Annotated in this window: 16 protein-coding genes; 9 read left to right on the forward strand and 7 right to left on the reverse strand. The window is 57.7% G+C overall.

The window, feature by feature from the left end; genetic code table 11:
- Positions 1 to 162 precede the first annotated feature (162 nt).
- The 4 genes from AB4O09_RS00755 (at position 163) to AB4O09_RS00770 (ending at position 3,269) form a co-directional block, all read left to right on the forward strand.
- Positions 163 to 537 (forward strand): lysozyme inhibitor LprI family protein, encoded by a 375-nt coding sequence (locus AB4O09_RS00755; RefSeq protein WP_003196186.1) that lies wholly within the window; start codon positions 163 to 165, stop codon positions 535 to 537.
- A 322-nt stretch (positions 538 to 859) separates the two neighbouring features.
- Positions 860 to 1,984 carry a GGDEF domain-containing protein gene (locus AB4O09_RS00760; RefSeq protein ID WP_003196184.1) on the forward strand — a complete coding sequence of 375 codons (1,125 nt, stop codon included), beginning with the start codon at positions 860 to 862 and terminating at the stop codon, positions 1,982 to 1,984.
- 502 nt (positions 1,985 to 2,486) lie between these two features.
- Positions 2,487 to 2,906 (forward strand): organic hydroperoxide resistance protein, encoded by a 420-nt coding sequence (locus AB4O09_RS00765; RefSeq protein ID WP_003196182.1) that lies wholly within the window; start codon positions 2,487 to 2,489, stop codon positions 2,904 to 2,906.
- Between the two features lie 33 nt (positions 2,907 to 2,939).
- On the forward strand, positions 2,940 to 3,269 hold the full coding sequence (locus tag AB4O09_RS00770; protein ID WP_060613147.1) for a hypothetical protein: 330 nt from the start codon (positions 2,940 to 2,942) through the stop codon (positions 3,267 to 3,269).
- A 116-nt stretch (positions 3,270 to 3,385) separates the two neighbouring features.
- On the opposite strand, the gene AB4O09_RS00775 is transcribed toward AB4O09_RS00770, so the two are convergent.
- From AB4O09_RS00775 to AB4O09_RS00785, 3 genes are all read right to left on the reverse strand, one after another.
- Positions 3,386 to 4,174: an SDR family NAD(P)-dependent oxidoreductase gene (locus AB4O09_RS00775; RefSeq protein ID WP_003196178.1), complete on the reverse strand. Its 789-nt coding sequence runs from the start codon at positions 4,172 to 4,174 to the stop codon at positions 3,386 to 3,388.
- Positions 4,175 to 4,338: 164 nt separating this feature from the next.
- Complete coding sequence (locus AB4O09_RS00780) at positions 4,339 to 4,692, reverse strand: VOC family protein (protein WP_003196176.1); 354 nt, start codon at positions 4,690 to 4,692, stop codon at positions 4,339 to 4,341.
- 175 nt (positions 4,693 to 4,867) lie between these two features.
- On the reverse strand, positions 4,868 to 6,424 hold the full coding sequence (locus tag AB4O09_RS00785; RefSeq protein ID WP_028237747.1) for a methyl-accepting chemotaxis protein: 1,557 nt from the start codon (positions 6,422 to 6,424) through the stop codon (positions 4,868 to 4,870).
- A gap of 754 nt (positions 6,425 to 7,178) precedes the next feature.
- Between AB4O09_RS00785 and AB4O09_RS00790 the strand changes: the two genes are divergently transcribed.
- Positions 7,179 to 7,403, forward strand: a complete 225-nt coding sequence (locus AB4O09_RS00790) for a helix-turn-helix domain-containing protein (protein WP_100263666.1) — start codon at positions 7,179 to 7,181, stop codon at positions 7,401 to 7,403.
- A 22-nt stretch (positions 7,404 to 7,425) separates the two neighbouring features.
- On the opposite strand, the gene AB4O09_RS00795 is transcribed toward AB4O09_RS00790, so the two are convergent.
- The 3 genes from AB4O09_RS00795 to AB4O09_RS00805 form a co-directional block, all read right to left on the reverse strand.
- Positions 7,426 to 8,475, reverse strand: coding sequence for an NAD(P)/FAD-dependent oxidoreductase (locus tag AB4O09_RS00795; protein WP_003196171.1), 1,050 nt, complete (start codon positions 8,473 to 8,475; stop codon positions 7,426 to 7,428).
- A 158-nt stretch (positions 8,476 to 8,633) separates the two neighbouring features.
- Positions 8,634 to 9,521 (reverse strand): lysophospholipid acyltransferase, encoded by an 888-nt coding sequence (locus tag AB4O09_RS00800; protein ID WP_003196168.1) that lies wholly within the window; start codon positions 9,519 to 9,521, stop codon positions 8,634 to 8,636.
- A gap of 43 nt (positions 9,522 to 9,564) precedes the next feature.
- The gene (locus AB4O09_RS00805; RefSeq protein ID WP_003196165.1) at positions 9,565 to 10,122 is read right to left on the reverse strand and encodes a DNA-3-methyladenine glycosylase I; all 558 of its coding nucleotides are present in this window, start codon (positions 10,120 to 10,122) and stop codon (positions 9,565 to 9,567) included.
- Positions 10,123 to 10,203: 81 nt separating this feature from the next.
- On the opposite strand from AB4O09_RS00805, the gene glyQ reads away from it, so the two are divergent.
- The 4 genes from glyQ to AB4O09_RS00825 all read left to right on the forward strand — a co-directional run bounded on the left by glyQ (position 10,204) and on the right by AB4O09_RS00825 (position 14,609).
- The gene (gene glyQ / locus AB4O09_RS00810; RefSeq protein WP_003177094.1) at positions 10,204 to 11,157 is read left to right on the forward strand and encodes a glycine--tRNA ligase subunit alpha; all 954 of its coding nucleotides are present in this window, start codon (positions 10,204 to 10,206) and stop codon (positions 11,155 to 11,157) included.
- Entirely contained in the window at positions 11,154 to 13,205 is a 2,052-nt protein-coding gene (glyS, locus tag AB4O09_RS00815; RefSeq protein WP_003196162.1) for a glycine--tRNA ligase subunit beta, read from the forward strand. Before glyQ ends, glyS begins: the two co-directional genes overlap by 4 nt.
- Before the next feature lie 4 nt (positions 13,206 to 13,209).
- Complete coding sequence (gmhB, locus tag AB4O09_RS00820) at positions 13,210 to 13,749, forward strand: D-glycero-beta-D-manno-heptose 1,7-bisphosphate 7-phosphatase (protein WP_161796653.1); 540 nt, start codon at positions 13,210 to 13,212, stop codon at positions 13,747 to 13,749.
- An 80-nt stretch (positions 13,750 to 13,829) separates the two neighbouring features.
- On the forward strand, positions 13,830 to 14,609 hold the full coding sequence (locus AB4O09_RS00825) for a lysophospholipid acyltransferase family protein (RefSeq protein ID WP_038855869.1): 780 nt from the start codon (positions 13,830 to 13,832) through the stop codon (positions 14,607 to 14,609).
- 177 nt (positions 14,610 to 14,786) lie between these two features.
- On the opposite strand, the gene AB4O09_RS00830 is transcribed toward AB4O09_RS00825, so the two are convergent.
- Positions 14,787 to 16,304 carry a PAS domain-containing sensor histidine kinase gene (locus tag AB4O09_RS00830; RefSeq protein ID WP_038855868.1) on the reverse strand — a complete coding sequence of 506 codons (1,518 nt, stop codon included), beginning with the start codon at positions 16,302 to 16,304 and terminating at the stop codon, positions 14,787 to 14,789.
- Positions 16,305 to 16,508 lie beyond the last annotated feature (204 nt).

A 16,508-nucleotide genomic window follows, 5' to 3' on the forward strand; every position in this document is an offset into this window, starting at 1 on the left:
CGAAGTCTCTTTCAGCGATCACTTGCTCCCGAACCCCTATCGGCATTTGCCCCCTGTTCGGGCCGAACGAACCCTAGGATCTGCTTCATTGTTCTACAACCCGCATGATAAATTCCCCGCCGCGACCTCTAATCAATAGAGGGCATTCAGGGAGAGAAGTAAGTGATCAAGTCTTTGTTGGTTGGGACATTGCTGGCAATGGCATCAGCATCGGCATCTGCGATGAGTTGCGATAACCCTAGAAACGCCTATGACAGAACCTATTGCGCGTCGCTGAAAATGGTTCAGTCGGATCAGGACATCAATGATCAATACAAGAAGACGATGAGTGCGCTGAACCCGGATCAAAAGAAAAAAGTGAAAGCCGCTCAAATCCAGTGGATCAAAAATCGTGACAGCGCCTGTTCCAACGATGGCCTGCTCTATCTGGACTGTGCCAACGAGAAGACCGAGGCGCGTATCGTCATTCTCAAGGCGGTCGAGCGCGAGTGCCGTGCTGCCGGTTGCGACGACGCCAAGCTGTCGCAAGTCGAGTAAGCCGTAAACAACTTGCCCTCGCTGAAAAACCCGACGTAAAACGTCGGGTTTTTCTTTGGCGGGTTCACCCGCTATCGCGGCTCAACGCTATTCAACACCCGATTCGCCAACAACGACTCAACTCGCCCTTGCCCCTTTTTTCATGCCTGGTGCAGGCCACACACTCTTCAGGCTCGGGGAGTTACGCCAGCGAGGCGAAGATCCCAGCGGGCGGGACAGCGAGATGTTTCGCTAAATCTCATCTTCACAGTAATTCAGTTGTTTGCATTGGTGGCAGGGTGCCACAATCGTTTTTTTGTTGCGTCATAACCAGGTGGTTCAAATGTATGGCCCAAGATTGCGCAATGGCCAGGATTTTGTAATAGCCGAGCAGGTTCGAACTGACCGATTGCAGCAACTGTTTCGCCAATCCGTTTCTGCGGTTTTGGGTAGTTACCTGGCTGCCATCATGCTGAGCTGGCTGTGTTGGGATCGTTTTGAGCACAGCGCTATTTTTTGGTGGCTGGCCATCCTGACCGCATCGACGCTGGTGCGTATCGCGATGTTCGTTGCCTATTTCCGCAGCGACGAAAGTCAGCGCACGCCTCAACATTGGGAACGCAAATACTGGGTCACGCTGGTGCTGTCAGCCAGCATCTGGGGCGGTGGGGCGTTTGTGCTCATGCCGGCGGACGATTTGTTGTCGCAGGCGTTGGTCATGCTTTTTACGGTCGGGATGTCCGTCAGTGCGGTGTCCTGCTACTCGGCCTATCGCGATATGACACTGGTTTCCATCGGCGTGGTGTTGTTGCCGTGCACGATCTGGCTGCTGTTTCAACCGTCCCCGATCCAAGTCGGCATGGCCCTTTCGATTTTGGTATTCACGGCATTTGCGGCCCGCGCCACGCACAAAATGTCTCAGGCACTGGAAATCGCCTTTCGACTCACCCGTGAAATGGAACAGGCGAACAGCATTTCAACCCGCGCCGCACAAACCGATGAACTGACCGGCCTGAAGAGTCGACGGGCATTTTTCGAGCATGCCCAGCAGCTTTACAACGAGTGCAAGGCCAAGCGGCAAGGGTTGTGCGCGGTCATGTTGGACATGGATCACTTCAAGCACATCAACGACACCTACGGCCATCAGGTCGGCGATCAGGTTTTGCGCCAGATGGGGACGGTCATCAGTTCGTCGTTTCGGGCAACCGATATCCACGGTCGGCTCGGGGGCGAAGAGTTCGCCATTCTGCTCCCGGACACTTCCATTGAGGTTGCTACCCAGATTGCAGAACGGCTCATCGATACGATTGCAGGTTTGACGATCGAGCCTGTTCACCATATCTCAGCCAGCCTTGGCGTCGCATCGACGGAGGCTTGTAATAAGGATCTTCACAGCTTGATGAACGATGCGGATAAAGCCCTGTATCGAGCGAAGGCGTTGGGGCGTAATCGAGTGGCGGTTGCTTAGTCGGGTTGGCTTTGCCCTGCGCGAAACCAAAAAAACCGCCAATTCGGCGGTTTTTTTTACTTTTCCCTGATCCCGCGTTTGATCGTGCCCTCGCTCTGCGTGGGTATGCATCCCGTGACGCTCTGCGTCACTTTCCAAAAGCGGAACGCGGAGCGTCCCTGGCGGCGTTCCCACGCAGAGCGTTGGGACGATCGAAACCCAACATTCTGCTTATGAATTTCCCTCTCTTTGAAGGCCTGCAATTGCGCTGGTCCTGCTGATCCCCCCTAGCACCTCCTTCCCCTTGGCTCACCTCGCGGCTCACGCGGGCTGGCGATATTGCAGGGCCTAAAAATAAATTTCTTTTTAGATCAATTAGTTAATTCTGGATTAGCAATTTTCTCAAAATTTATCTTGCGCGCTAATTATTCATCCGTTAACTTTATCGCAACTGGTTAGCGCGCAAACATTTAGCGCAAACCAAAAAACATTGATCAGACCAATCAGCAAAAGAGGAAACACGATGAACGTTCTCTACACCGCAGTCGCAACCTCCACCGGTGGCCGTGATGGCCGTGCTGTTTCCAGCGACAAGATTCTCGACGTGAAACTGGCTACTCCAAAAGCCTTGGGCGGCGCCGGTGGTGAAGCCACCAACCCTGAGCAGTTGTTCGCTGCCGGTTACTCCGCCTGCTTCATTGGCGCATTGAAGTTTGTCGCCAGCCAAAGCAAACGCAGCATTCCTGCTGACGCTTCAATCACGGCACATGTCGGTATCGGCCAGATCCCTGGCGGTTTCGGCCTGGACATCGACCTGCACATCAACTTGCCAGGTCTGGATCAAGCCGATGCTCAAGCGCTGGTCGATGCGGCTCACCAGGTTTGCCCGTACTCCAACGCGACACGCGGCAACGTCGATGTCCGTTTGCACGTCACCGTCTAACTCACTTCATCTACGAATAAAAAGGATCAGGACATGAACACTCTCGGCAAAACTCTTGTTGGCTCGCTTCTGGCACTGTCGCTCGGCAATGCGTTCGCGACTTCTTCTGTTCAACCTACGTTCGCCGAGGGAGGTTCGGATCGCCTGATCGAAAGCCGTGTGGCTGAAGGCGGCTCCGATCGACTCATCGAAAACCGCGTAGCTGAAGGCGGCTCCGATCGACTCATCGAAAACCGCGTAGCTGAAGGCGGCTCCGATCGACTCATCGAAAACCGCGTAGCCGAAGGCGGCTCGGATCGACTCATCGAAAACCGCGTGGCTGAAGGCGGCTCCGATCGCCTGATGGAAAACAGAGTGGGCTGAACAATCCCTTCACCGCTCCGAAAACCGGTCGAATCACCCCATGTTGCTTCCAAAAGAAAAAACGCCGCTTATCTCTCATGAGGAAGCGGCGTTTTTTTGCAACGTGTCCCAGGATCCTAAACGATACTATCCACCACCCCACCATCAACACGAAGCGCCGCTCCGGTGGTGGCCGAGGCCTGTTCCGAGCTGGCGTAGATGATCATGTTGGCGACTTCCTCGACGCGCGCCGCGCGCTGGATGATCGAGGTGCTGCGGTGCTGGTTGACGAAATCTGCCGCGACCTTTTCCAGGCTGTCCCCGGTGCGCTCGACGTCTGCCTGGAGCATCTGGGCAACGCCTTCGGAAAGCGTCGGCCCCGGCAGCACCGAGTTCACCGTCACGCCCGTGCCGGCGAGGCGCTTGGCCAGGCCGCGAGCGATTGAGAGTTGGGCGGTTTTGGTGAAGCCGTAATGGATCATGTCAGCGGGAATGTTCACGCCGGACTCCGACGAGACAAACACAATCCGCCCCCAACCGCGCTCGACCATGCCCGGTGCGTAGGCCCTGGAAACACGCACGCCGGACATCACGTTGGTTTCAAAGAAGCGCAGCCATTCGCTGTCCGGCGTCTCGAAAAAGTCTTCCAGTTTGAAAATGCCCAGGTTGTTGATGACGATATCGAAGCGTGGGTATTTGGCGATCAGTGCCTGGCAGCCCGGCGCGTTGCTCAGATCGCCAACAAAGCCATCGGCCCTTGAAGCGAGGGCGCCCAAGCGCTGCAACGCATCCTCCACGCTGCTTGCGCTGCGACCGTTGATAACCACTTGGGCGCCGGCTTCCAGGAAGCCTTTGGCTGTCGCAAACCCAATACCGCTGGTGGACCCAGTGACCAACACGTGACGGCCGGTGAAGTCGATGTTCATGAGGGGGACTCCTTGATTAATGAACCAGAGGAAGTGCGATATTTCTGACTGGACGGTAGTCCGACGGATTTAGAGATGGCTGTGCATCCCAACGTCGCCGATATCGCAGGCCCTTAATCATGGACACGATTGAGGCTTTGCGCCTCCTCGTGATCAATCAACCATCAGGAAGCCGACCACACGGCCAGTTCATAGCCATCCGGATCGATAAAGTGGAAACGTCGGCCCCCCGGGAACGCGAACACTTCACGGCTGATGGTCGCTCCTGTGGCCTTGAGCCTGAGTTGGGTAGCCTCAAGGTCATCCGCATACAAGATGATCAACGGGCCGCCCGGGCGCACAGGTTCGCCAGTCGTGAAGCCACCGGTCAGGCGACCGTCGCTGAATTCGGTATAGGTCGGGCCGTAGTCGACGAAACTCCAGCCGAACACGCTTGCATAGAAGGCTTTGCTGCGGGCGATGTCGCTGACATTGAACTCGATGTTATCGATCTGACGGTCTTTACCTTGAATGCCCATTGTCGCTTCCTTGGCTGATTTGGGAGTAAGCGAGCTTAGGCCATTTCTCTCTCACCGAGCTTGGAAAAATCGATCCGGACGGCAGGGGTTGAGGGCAGAGAAGGAACACAGCTGGCGCCGGTACCCGTGATACCTGAGGTATTGCGGGTGCAAAACGGCGCCATCTCTGCCACGTCTACACTTTAAAGCGTCCTACCAGCCTTTCCAGTTCATGACCCAGCCGTGCGAGTTCGGTACTTGAAGAAGCAGTTTCCTCGCAAGTGCTTGCCGTCTGCTCAGAGATGTCGCGAACGTTGATGACACTGCGGTTGATTTCCTCGGCGACTGCGCTTTGCTGCTCCGCTGCAGTGGCGATTTGCTGATTCATGGCTTGAATGATCGATACTTTACTCGTGATGTTTTCCAAGGCGCTTACCGCACGATGGGTAAATTCCACGCTGCTTTCGCTCAACAGCTGGCTGCTTTCCATGCCTGAGGCAACGGCATGAGTACCACTCTGTACACCGGCCACCAGACTTTCAATTTCTTCAGTGGAACGCTGGGTGCGTAAGGCAAGACTGCGCACCTCGTCTGCTACCACCGCAAAGCCACGGCCAGCCTCGCCGGCGCGTGCGGCTTCAATGGCCGCGTTCAGCGCCAGCAGATTGGTTTGCTGGGCCACCGCCTTTATCACATCGAGCACCCCGCCGATTTTTTCGCTTTGTTCCTGGAGATGGCGTACAGCATCAGCCGACTGATTGAGCTCTTCGGCCAAGCGCTTGATCTGCGCAATGGCCTCGCTCACGATTCGCTCTCCCTCATAGGCTTGCTGATCCGCGGCGGACGCGGCAGTTGAGGCCTCTTCAGCATTGCGAGCGACGTTTTGCACCGTTGCGGTCATTTCGCTCATCGCGGTGGCGACATGATCCGTTTCGTTTTTTTGATTATTGACGCCCGCATTGGTTTGCTCGGTGACCGCCGACAGCTGTTCGGCGGCACTGGCAACCTGAATGACGCCGGATCGAATGCCCTCGATCAGCTCATGAAGGTTGAGCATCATCTGCTGAAGACCTGATTGCAGCTGACCCAACTCATCACGCCGATTGACCTGCACGGGCTCACTCAAATCCCCCCTGGCAATACGATTCACGGCCTGTAGCGTGTACTGCAGTGGGTTAACGATTTGTTGGGTAATGATCCACGCTGCGAGTGCACCCAGTAGCAACGTCAAGGCAGCGACAAGACTCAGCAGAACCTTGGCAGACGCGGCGTCGGCATCGCGCTTGGTATTTTGCGAGTCAATGAGCTTTTGCGTCGTATCAAGCAACAGATCACCCAGTTGCCCCATACGTTTATAGATGGACACTTGGTCGGCATTGGGTTTGGCCAGATCAAGCAGCAGTTGTCCGTATTCTCTGACGGATGTGTTCTGTTGTTGAATCAGCTCTTGGTCAATCGGGGAAGTGAACTGGTCCCTGATGCTTTGCAGATGGGCTGCCAGATTGTCCAGAATTTTCTGCAGCGGTTGATAGGCATCTGGTTGAGGGTTTGCACCTAGACGTAAACGACTGATTCGCAGGTCTTTGGTGTAATCGCTGATTTGAGCAATTTTTTCGATTTTAACGCCGCGGTCGGTCAACGTCGCAATGGCGTACCAACCCGTGGAAGCGAGTAACAACGCAAGCCCTAGTACCAGGCCGAAGCCCAAGCTTAATTTCGCGCTGACACGGATGTTGCTGATCCAGTCAAACATAAAGACTCCATTTGTAACTCAGATGGATTGGAAATGGCGTCCTGAGTGTCGACCATGTACCTGAATGCTTTAGTTTTTAGAGTGGCAACCGAAGTGCTCTGGAGCACAACTCGTCCTCAAATGTAGAAAATATAGTGATATCCAGGGCTATTGGGCTAAAGCATGGCTGAAAGGATACAGCGCCCAGCCTGTCGGCGTTTCAAGAGTGGTCTATTTCGAAACTAAGGGGTAGTTTTCAAACACCAAAAAACTGTCTAGTTCTTTAGTCGAATGTTCACGATCGTTCAATTCTGGTGGACCCGCACCTATGTTGCGAGCACTGGAAACCGTACAGTGTGTAACGGAAGATTCAGATCTGGATGACTTGCTTTAGATAAAGAAACAGCCGGTCTTGGCAGGCTCTGTATCGGGCTTCGAGGCCCTCGACCTCCCACATCCGAGCAAGCCATACCTCATCACATGACGCGTCAATATCATTGACGGTGACGCTCCATACGGTCTGAGCGTGTTGCGTGGCCCGTAGTAGTTGCAACAACTCCTCAGTGATTGGAAGCGCTTTAGCCTTAACTCTTTTTAGCGACATCTAAACTATCCAGGATCAATTCAAGGTCGAGATTGTTTTTGCGTCGCGCACTATAAGGCTCAGTTCATGAAGGCTGTATTCGACTTATGGCTAGCAAGACAGCGCAGAAATAGACTGCTCTTGGCAGTAGTTATTCATTGGGTTTATGACGCTTTAATTACTGACTGCTTTATGGTGAGGGGTGGGTATGACGGGCCTGTATTCAAGGTCGGGTCGTCAACAAAACCTATTAATCTTTCACAAGAAGAGCTAGCAGCTATAGCGGGAATACCCCGAACTTACGTTAGTCAAATTGAACGCGAATTAAAGTACATCAACGATGCCCAGTCTAATGAACGAAAGGTTTTGGTCAACGCTTTCAGGAATTTGACGCTTCCTTGGCTGATTTGGGAGTAAGCGAACTTAGGCCATTCAACCCTCACCAAGCTTGGAAAAATCGATCCGGACGACAGGGGTTGAGGGCCGAGCAAGCCTTGTCGCCGACGATCTCTTCACTGGCAAGACGACCCACGATCGCGGCCAGGGTTACGCCGGGGTGCATGACGCACACGTATACACCGCCAACCTGCGGAAGATAACCAATGATGGGGATGTCATCGGCAGGCATTGGTCTGTATCCGACACGAGCCGATTGCAGATCCAGGGAGACAACGCCGTGAAGCTCGCTTTTTATGGCGTTGGCGGTGCGCAGCGCGATCTCCGACGGTTGGTTTTCCAAGGCGTCGTCCAGGTAGTCTTCGGCCGCCAGCAACGCACCCTCTGGGGTTTGCCTCACTTCCATTTCAGGGCTGGAGATGAGGCTGCGTACCAGGTTGGGTGGCGAGGTGTAGCGGATGAAAATTGCCGGGGAGGCGTCGATGGGCAGGCAGACTTCAAGCAGGTCGGCCAGCTTCGTGATGCCTGTGCCGGCTGCCAATACGACGATATCGGCTTCAATGACGCCCGTGGTGGTTTCAACGCCCCACACGCTGGAACCCTGGGTTTTAAAGCCGAGAACCGGCGTTTGAGTGAGCACTTTCGCGCCGTTGGCCTGGGCGCCGGCGATCAGCGCATGGGTTGCTGCTACGGCGTCCAGCGCTCCTTCTTCCGCCGCATACGAAGCTTGTTGAGGAGGATTCTTGAGGTTTGGCTCAAGTTCACGGATCTGTGATTGGGATATCCGGCTTGCCGACGCTGTTGAACTCGGGCCGTAAGATAGGGCGCCAGTCCAGCGGATCTTCAGGCCGGGCAGTTGCGTTTCGAGTCGGCGGTATTCCTGGATGGCAGCACCGCGCAATGGCGCAATGGGGTCGGGTTCGCCATGGGAGGTGTTGATCCAGGCGAATGAGCTGCCGGTCACGCCTGACGCGATGCCTTCGGCCTCGACCACCGTGACTTTCGCGCCTTTGGTCGCCAGATGGTAGGCCAGGGATGCGCCTACGATGCCCGCACCGATGACGATGACGCGTTTGCCGGGAGCGTTATCCATTCGGTCTCCGTCGGGTTTGCCTGGGGGAATACGTTAGCCCGGTTGGGTCTGCTTGCATCGATGTTGAATGTGCCACCGTCATCGCGAGCAAGCTCTGCTCCCACAGGGGTTCTTGGGTGTTTACGATCAAGCATTCACCACACCCAAGCAACAGGCCTTCAGTACCACCGCGCCTCGCCCGGCGGGCGTTTCTTGAAGCGTTTCATGCTCCACATGTACTGGCTCGGGTAGGCCCGTACGTAGCGCTCCACCACTTGGCTCATGGCGGCGCAGGCCGTTTCGGTGTCGGTGCTGTACATGGCCTCCGGCGCGGCTTCGAGGATGACTTTGTAGCCGGAGCCGTCCGGCAGGCGCAGGGCGTGGAGGAAGACGCCGACCGCTTTGCCGCCGGCGAGCATGTTCGGTACGAACTTGCTGGTCAGGGCCTGGGTGGCGAAGAAGGGCACGAAGATACCGGCGGATTCGGCCGGTTCCGGGTCGGCAGGGATGCCCACCTGGCCGCCCTTGCGCACTTCCTTGATGACGCTGAGGATGCCTTCCTTGGTGGATGCTGCGACTTTGTTGCCCAGTTGCACGCGCTGTTTGCGCAGCAATTCATCCACCGCCTTGAGCTTGGGCGGACGGTAGAAAATGATCGGTTTGCACTGGCTGCAATAGAAGTGGTTGAGCACTTCCCAGTTGCCCAAATGGCTGGTGATGCCGACCACGCCCTTGCCGGAGGCCAGCGCTTCTTTCAGCACCTCCAGGCCTTCGACTTCACGCACCAGGTCGATGGAGCGTTGGGCCGGCCAGATCCAGGCGCAGGCGCTTTCGGTCAGGGATTTGCCGATGTCCTTGAGGCTCTGGCCAACGAGGCGTTCGCGCTCGGCCGGGTCCATCTCGGGAAAACACTTGGCGAGGTTGATCCGCACCACGTCGCGGGAGCGGTTGGGCAGCTTCCACATGAACCAGCCAATGGCCGAGCCCACCGCTTGCACCGCCCGCCAGGGCAGCAGCGCAAACAACCGCAGAGCGCCGACCAGCAAGGCGCCTTTCAACTTATCCACAGGTCACTCCTGAATGTATGGGCCGTGTTGCGAGCCGGCTATTCTAACCGCCGTTTACCAACTCGGCGTAGCGGTCGCAATCCTGGGTGTGGTCCATGACCATGCCCGAGGCCTGCATCAGCGCATAACAAATGGTCGGTCCGACGAAAGTAAATCCAGCTTTCTTCAGGCCTTTGCTCATCGCCAGCGCCTCGGGCGTGATGGCCGGCACTTCGGTGCGGTCCTTGAAATGGTTGATGATGGGTTTGTCGCCCACGAACGACCAGAGGAACGTCACCGGGTCTTCCAACGCCAGCCAGGCCTGGGCGTTGCGGCGGGCGGCCTTGAGCTTGAGGCGGTTGCGGATGATGCCGGGGTCGAGCATCAGTTCATCGATTTCGGCATCGCTCATCTGCGCTACCCGCTGTACATCGAAGCCGTACAGCACCTCCCGGTAACGCTCGCGTTTGCGCAAAACGGTGATCCAGGACAACCCGGCCTGGAACCCTTCGAGCAAAAGCAACTCGAACAAACCCTGCGCATCGCGCAGCGGCGTGCCCCACTCCTGATCGTGATAAGCCATGTACAACGGATCGTCAGAACACCAAAAGCAGCGTGGCATAAGGCTCCAGGGGGCGTGCGCACGAACGAATCGGGTATACTCCCGCTCTTTAAATCGCAGCCCAAGAAACAGGTGAATTTCGTGAGCCAGCCTACGCCAGCCGTGCGTACCTTCCAAGACTTGATCCTCGCCCTCCAGCAATACTGGGCCGAGCAAGGTTGCGTGGTACTTCAGCCCTACGATATGGAAGTAGGCGCCGGCACTTTCCACACTGCCACGTTTCTGCGTGCCATCGGCCCGGAAACCTGGAACGCCGCTTATGTGCAGCCCAGCCGCCGCCCGACTGACGGCCGCTACGGCGAAAACCCGAACCGTCTGCAGCACTACTATCAGTTCCAGGTCGTGCTGAAGCCGAACCCGGAAAACTTCCAGGAACTGTATCTGGGCTCGCTCAAGCACGTGGGCCTCGACCCGCTGGTGCATGACATTCGTTTCGTCGAAGACAACTGGGAATCGCCAACCCTGGGCGCCTGGGGCCTGGGCTGGGAAGTCTGGCTCAACGGCATGGAAGTGACCCAGTTCACCTACTTCCAGCAGGCGGGTGGCATCGAGTGCTACCCGGTCACCGGCGAAATCACCTACGGTCTGGAACGCTTGGCCATGTACCTGCAGGGCGTGGATTCGGTCTACGACCTGGTGTGGGCCGACGGCCCGTTCGGCAAAGTGACCTACGGCGACGTGTTCCACCAGAACGAAGTGGAACAGTCGACCTACAACTTCGAACACGCCAACGTCGAGAAGCTGTTCGAACTGTTCGATTTCTATGAAAGCGAAGCCAAGCGCCTGATCGAGCTGGACCAGCCGCTGCCGTTGCCGAGCTATGAAATGGTGTTGAAGGCGTCCCATACCTTCAACCTGCTGGATGCACGCCGGGCGATTTCCGTGACCGCGCGCCAGCAATACATCCTGCGTGTGCGCACCCTGGCGCGTTCCGTTGCGCAAGCCTACCTGCTGGCCCGTGCCAAGCTGGGCTTCCCGATGGCGACCCCGGACCTGCGTGATGAAGTGTTGGCTAAGCTGGAGGCTGCACAATGAGTGCTCAAGATTTTCTGGTTGAACTGGGCACCGAAGAACTGCCACCCAAAGCCCTGAACACCCTGGCCGATGCGTTCCTGGCCGGTATCGACAAAGGCCTGCAAGCCGCCGGCCTGGGCTACGAAGCCAAACAGGTGTACGCCGCGCCGCGCCGCCTGGCCGTGCTGATCACCGCACTGGCGACCCAGCAGCCAGACCGCAGCATCAACCTCGACGGCCCGCCACGCCAGGCCGCGTTCGATGCCGACGGCAACCCGACCCAAGCTGCCCTGGGCTTCGCCAAGAAGTGCGGCGTGGACCTGAGCGAAATCGACCAGAGCGGCCCGAAGCTGCGCTACAGCCAGAGCATCAAGGGCAAGCCGACCGCCAGCCTGTTGCCGACCATCGTCGAAGATTCCCTCAATGACTTGCCGATCCCCAAGCGCATGCGCTGGGCCGCGCGCAAGGAAGAGTTCGTGCGCCCGACCCAATGGCTGGTGATGTTGCTCGGTGACCAGGTCATCGACTGCACGATCCTGGCCCAGAAGGCCGGTCGCGATTCCCGCGGTCACCGCTTCCATCATCCACAGAGCGTGCGCATCACCTCGCCGGCCAACTACCTGGCCGACCTGCGTGCCGCCTACGTGCTGGCCGACGCCAACGAGCGCCGCGAGTTGATCAGCAAGCGCACCGAAGAGCTGGCCACCCTGCAGGAAGGCACCGCCATCGTGCCGGCCAACCTGCTGGACGAAGTGACCGCGCTGGTGGAATGGCCGGTGCCGCTGGTGTGCTCGTTCGAGGAACGTTTCCTTGAAGTGCCGCAGGAAGCCTTGATCACCACCATGCAGGACAACCAGAAGTACTTCTGCCTGCTGGACGCCGAAGGCAAGTTGCTGCCGCGCTTCATCACGGTCGCCAACATCGAAAGCAAGGACCCGCAGCAGATCATCGCCGGTAACGAAAAAGTCGTTCGCCCGCGCCTGACCGATGCCGAGTTCTTCTTCAAGCAAGACAAGAAGCAGCCCCTGGAAAGCTTCAACGAGCGCCTGCGCAACGTGGTGTTCCAGGAAAAACTCGGCAGCGTCTACGACAAGGCCGAGCGCGTGTCGAAACTGGCGGCGTTCATCGCTCCACGCATCGGCGGTGACGCCCAGCGCGCGGCCCGTGCCGGCATCCTGTCCAAGTGCGACCTGTCCACCGAGATGGTCGGTGAGTTCCCGGAGATGCAAGGCGTCGCCGGTTACTACTACGCCCTCAACGATGGCGAGCCGCAAGACGTGGCCCTGGCACTGAACGAGCAGTACATGCCGCGCGGTGCTGGCGCAGAGCTGCCGACCACCCTGACCGGTGCGGCCGTGGCGATCGCCGACAAGCTCGACACTCTGGTCGGCATCTTCGGTATCGGCATGCTGCCCACCGGCAGCAAAGACCCTTATGCCTTGCGTCGTGCGGCGCTGGGCGTGTTGCGGATCCTGATCGACAAGCAGTTGGACCTGGACCTGAACGACGCCGTGGCGTTCGCCGTCAACGCGTTCGGCAGCAAGGTCAAGTCTGCCGGCCTGGCCGATGCGGTGCTGGAATTTATCTTCGACCGCCTGCGTGCGCGTTATGAAGACGAAGGTGTCGAAGTCGCGACCTACCTGTCGGTGCGAGCCCTGAAACCAGGTTCGGCCCTGGACTTCGACCAGCGCGTACAAGCGGTGCAGGCGTTCCGCAAATTACCGGAAGCGGCAGCGCTGGCGTCGGTGAACAAGCGTGTGTCGAACCTGCTGAGCAAGGCCGAGCCTTCCGTCAAAGCCGTTGAAGCACGCTACTTTGATAATGCCGCCGAGTTTTCGCTCAACTCGGCGATTCAACAGGCGTATGCGTCGGTGCAACCGCTCATGGAAAAACGCGATTATGCCGAGGCACTGGCGCGCCTGGCGGCACTGCGCGAGCCGGTCGATGCGTTCTTTGAAGCCGTAATGGTGAATGCGGACAACGAAGACGTTCGCAAGAATCGTTATGCATTGCTGGCACGCCTGCGCAGCCTGTTCCTCAATATTGCCGATATTTCCGTGCTGGGTTGAGGAGCTGCTGTTGAAACTGCTGATTCTCGATCGGGACGGGGTGATCAATCACGACTCCGACGCTTACATCAAATCGGTGGAGGAGTGGTTGCCGCTACCCGGTTCGATCGAAGCCATCGCGCAGTTGAGCAAGGCCGGCTGGACGGTGGCGGTTGCCACCAACCAGTCGGGCATTGCCCGCGGTTATTATGACCTCGCCGTGCTCGAAGCCATGCACGAGCACCTGCGTGCATTGGTGGCGGAGCAGGGCGGGGAAGTCGGGCTGATCGTCTATTGCCCCCACGGGCCGGACGAAGGTTGCGATTGCCGCAAGCCCAAGCCGGGCATGTTGAAAACCATTGCCGCGCATTATGGCGTGGCGCTGGCGGGTGTGTGGTTCGTCGGCGACAGCCTCGGTGACCTGGAGGCGGCCAAGGCCGTCGATTGTCAGCCAGTTTTGGTAAAGACCGGGAAAGGCGAAAAGACTCTGGGCAAGACCCTACCGGTAGGCACCTTGATTTTTGACGACTTGGCGGCGATTGCCGCTGAACTTATCCACAATTAGAGCTCCCAAGACAACCTGATCAAGGATTGTTCGGGAAGCGCTTGAACAGGCGGGCATTGCCCGCAACGGTAAATGCCGCTATGTCGATATTGCAGGCCATCAGAGCCTTTCTCTTTTACCTGCTGTTGGGCACCAGTTCCTTGCTGTGGTGCTCCCTGAGTTTTTTCATCGCGCCTTTCTTGCCGTTCAAGGCGCGCTACCGTTTCATCAATGTGTACTGGTGCCGCTGCGCGCTGTGGTTGAGCAAGGTGTTCCTGGGCATCAGCTATGAAGTCAAAGGTGCCGAGAACGTGCCTGACCGGCCCTGCGTGATCCAATCCAACCACCAGAGCACCTGGGAGACGTTCTTTCTCTCGGCCTATTTCGAACCGTTGAGCCAAGTGCTCAAGCGTGAACTGTTGTTCGTGCCGTTCTTCGGCTGGGCCATGGCGATGCTGCGCCCGATCGCCATCGATCGCGACAACCCCAAGGCGGCCCTCAAGCAGGTCGCGAAGAAGGGCGACGAACTGCTCAAGGATAACGTTTGGGTGCTGATCTTCCCCGAGGGCACCCGTGTTCCTTATGGAACTGTCGGCAAATTCTCCCGCAGCGGTTCGGCATTGGCCGTGAACGCCGATCTTCCCGTGCTGCCGATTGCACACAATGCCGGCAAATTCTGGCCCAAGGCTGGCTGGATCAGGAAACCGGGCGTCATCACCGTGGTGATCGGCGCGCCGATGTATGCCGAAGGCACTGGGCCCCGTGCCATCGCCGAGCTCAATGACCGCGTACAAGCCTGGAATGAACAGACACAACGGGAAATGGGCTCGCTGCCTCCGACCCCGACAACACCGGCCACCTCCGACCAGCTCGCTGTTTGAGATCTGTGGATAACCTGTGTACCGTTTCTTCGAAATCCGTTGCTTTTATGCTGTAGGTCTATGTTTTTAATACATATTTCCTAAACACATAAAACCCGCGGTTAGGTGCATAAGTTTTTTATAGCACCAAAAGATCGCGGCCTTCGGCAGCTCCTACAGCCGAAGGCCGCGATCTTTTCAATCTGCCAATAACGGAAAGCGCAGGCTAAACGTCGTGCCTTTACCCACCACGCTACGGCACTCGATTTTCCCCTCGTGATGGTCAACCACGGCCTTGACCATCGACAGCCCCAAGCCAATTCCATCGACCCCGTGAGCCGAGGAAAACCGTCGGTACTGACTGAACAGGTCGGGTAGTTCTTCGGCGCTGATGCCTTTGCCCTGGTCGGCGACATCGCAGATCAACCAGCCCGGGGTGCAATGAACCTGCAGCGAAATGCAGGCGTCGGGCGCGCTGTACTTGATGGCATTTTCCAGCAGATTGAACAGGGCACGGGTCAGCAACGGTTGATCCGCCCTCACCATCGCCTCTTCATCCGCTATTTCATGAATCAACTGGATGCGTTTTGCCTGGGCGATGGGCAGCACCTGGTCGAGTACATCCAGCACCAGCATGGCGAACAGCGTCGGCTGGAATTGATACGCCTCGGATTCGGCCTTGGCCAATTGCACGAAGCCCTCGGTCAGGTCCAGGGCGCGACGTACCTGGCGCTCGATCTGGTCGAACAGCGGATTGTCCCCACCGACCTGATGCCGTTGCACATCGAGCAATGCAAGGATCGCCGAGTGCGGGGCGCGCAAGTCGTGGGAGAGAAAACGCAGCATGACGCTGCGCTGTTCTTCAGCCTCACGTTCGGCGCTCAGGTCCGTGAGGCTCAACAACCAGCCAATCGGCGCGTCGCCATCAACCGGCAACAACGCCGCCCGTTCCAGGCGCAAGCTGCGCTCGCGAATGTCGCGAAACTCCACCAAGGGCAATGTGGATAACCGGTGATGGGCCCCATGCTCCAACCCTGGATAACCCAATTGCCCGAGATGCTCCAGCACGTCGCCGCCCGCCAGGCCATGACCGAACAGCTCGCGCGCCTTGCGATTGCCAAGCAACAGCTTGCCTTGAGGATCACTGATCATGGTCGCCACCGGCAGGTATTCCAGGCCATCGGCAATGAAACGCCGGGTGTCGCGGGTTCGACTCATGGCTTGTTCCAGGGCCATGATCTGACCCTGCAAGCGGTCGCTGCCGGTGTAGGAGGCGCGGCGACGTTCCGGGAAAACCTTGGGCTCCGCGTCCAGGCGTGCCAGCTCCCAGCCGAAATAGGCCAACACCACGCTCAGGCGCCGCCAGTTCCAGATCAGGTAGCCGAACATGATGCCCAGCACACTTGCCATGGGCGACCACCACCAGCCTCGCGCGCCCAACATGGCACTGATCAACAGGGCCAGGCTCATGCCTCCCACTGTTGTCCACAGGGCCAGGCGCGGGCGCAACAGCAACAAGCCCAATACACAGGCCACCAAACACACCGACAACAACACAGCGCCTGGATGGTTACCCGTCGATTGGCTGCTCAGTGACAGCAAGGCCGTCAGCGGCAACAGCAACAGACTTATCCACAGCCACTCCCGCACCAACTGACGAAACAACCGCTGGACCTGGGTTGGCTCACGACTTTCACGCCGACGTTGGTTACTCATAGGCCTCCTGGCCAAACTCAAGAACTGGGGATTTTTTCACAGGCCTGCAAAGCCCACGACTATAACGGGACTCGATGGGTGGCGCGCTGCTGCCTTTCCCTCTGTGCCGCGAGCCGGTATTGTCGCAGCCAGCGACAGGTCAATGACAACAAATCAGCCTCGGCTGCGTTTCATTGCCACCTGAAGATGTCCGTTACTCTCGAG

Source organism: Pseudomonas sp. H1_F01 (genome assembly GCF_054681425.1).

Bases quoted from the DNA above. Each gene is read 5' to 3' on its own strand.
- AB4O09_RS00760 (WP_003196184.1), top strand. From the start codon at position 860: ATGTATGGCCCAAGATTGCGCAATGGCCAGGATTTTGTAATAGCCGAG.
- AB4O09_RS00765 (WP_003196182.1), top strand. From the start codon at position 2,487: ATGAACGTTCTCTACACCGCAGTCGCAACCTCCACCGGTGGCCGTGAT.
- AB4O09_RS00770 (WP_060613147.1), top strand. From the start codon at position 2,940: ATGAACACTCTCGGCAAAACTCTTGTTGGCTCGCTTCTGGCACTGTCG.
- AB4O09_RS00775 (WP_003196178.1), bottom strand. From the start codon at position 4,174: ATGAACATCGACTTCACCGGCCGTCACGTGTTGGTCACTGGGTCCACC.
- AB4O09_RS00780 (WP_003196176.1), bottom strand. From the start codon at position 4,692: ATGGGCATTCAAGGTAAAGACCGTCAGATCGATAACATCGAGTTCAAT.
- AB4O09_RS00785 (WP_028237747.1), bottom strand. From the start codon at position 6,424: ATGTTTGACTGGATCAGCAACATCCGTGTCAGCGCGAAATTAAGCTTG.
- AB4O09_RS00790 (WP_100263666.1), top strand. From the start codon at position 7,179: ATGGTGAGGGGTGGGTATGACGGGCCTGTATTCAAGGTCGGGTCGTCA.
- AB4O09_RS00795 (WP_003196171.1), bottom strand. From the start codon at position 8,475: ATGGATAACGCTCCCGGCAAACGCGTCATCGTCATCGGTGCGGGCATC.
- AB4O09_RS00805 (WP_003196165.1), bottom strand. From the start codon at position 10,122: ATGCCACGCTGCTTTTGGTGTTCTGACGATCCGTTGTACATGGCTTAT.
- glyS (WP_003196162.1), top strand. From the start codon at position 11,154: ATGAGTGCTCAAGATTTTCTGGTTGAACTGGGCACCGAAGAACTGCCA.
- AB4O09_RS00825 (WP_038855869.1), top strand. From the start codon at position 13,830: ATGTCGATATTGCAGGCCATCAGAGCCTTTCTCTTTTACCTGCTGTTG.
- AB4O09_RS00830 (WP_038855868.1), bottom strand. From the start codon at position 16,304: ATGAGTAACCAACGTCGGCGTGAAAGTCGTGAGCCAACCCAGGTCCAG.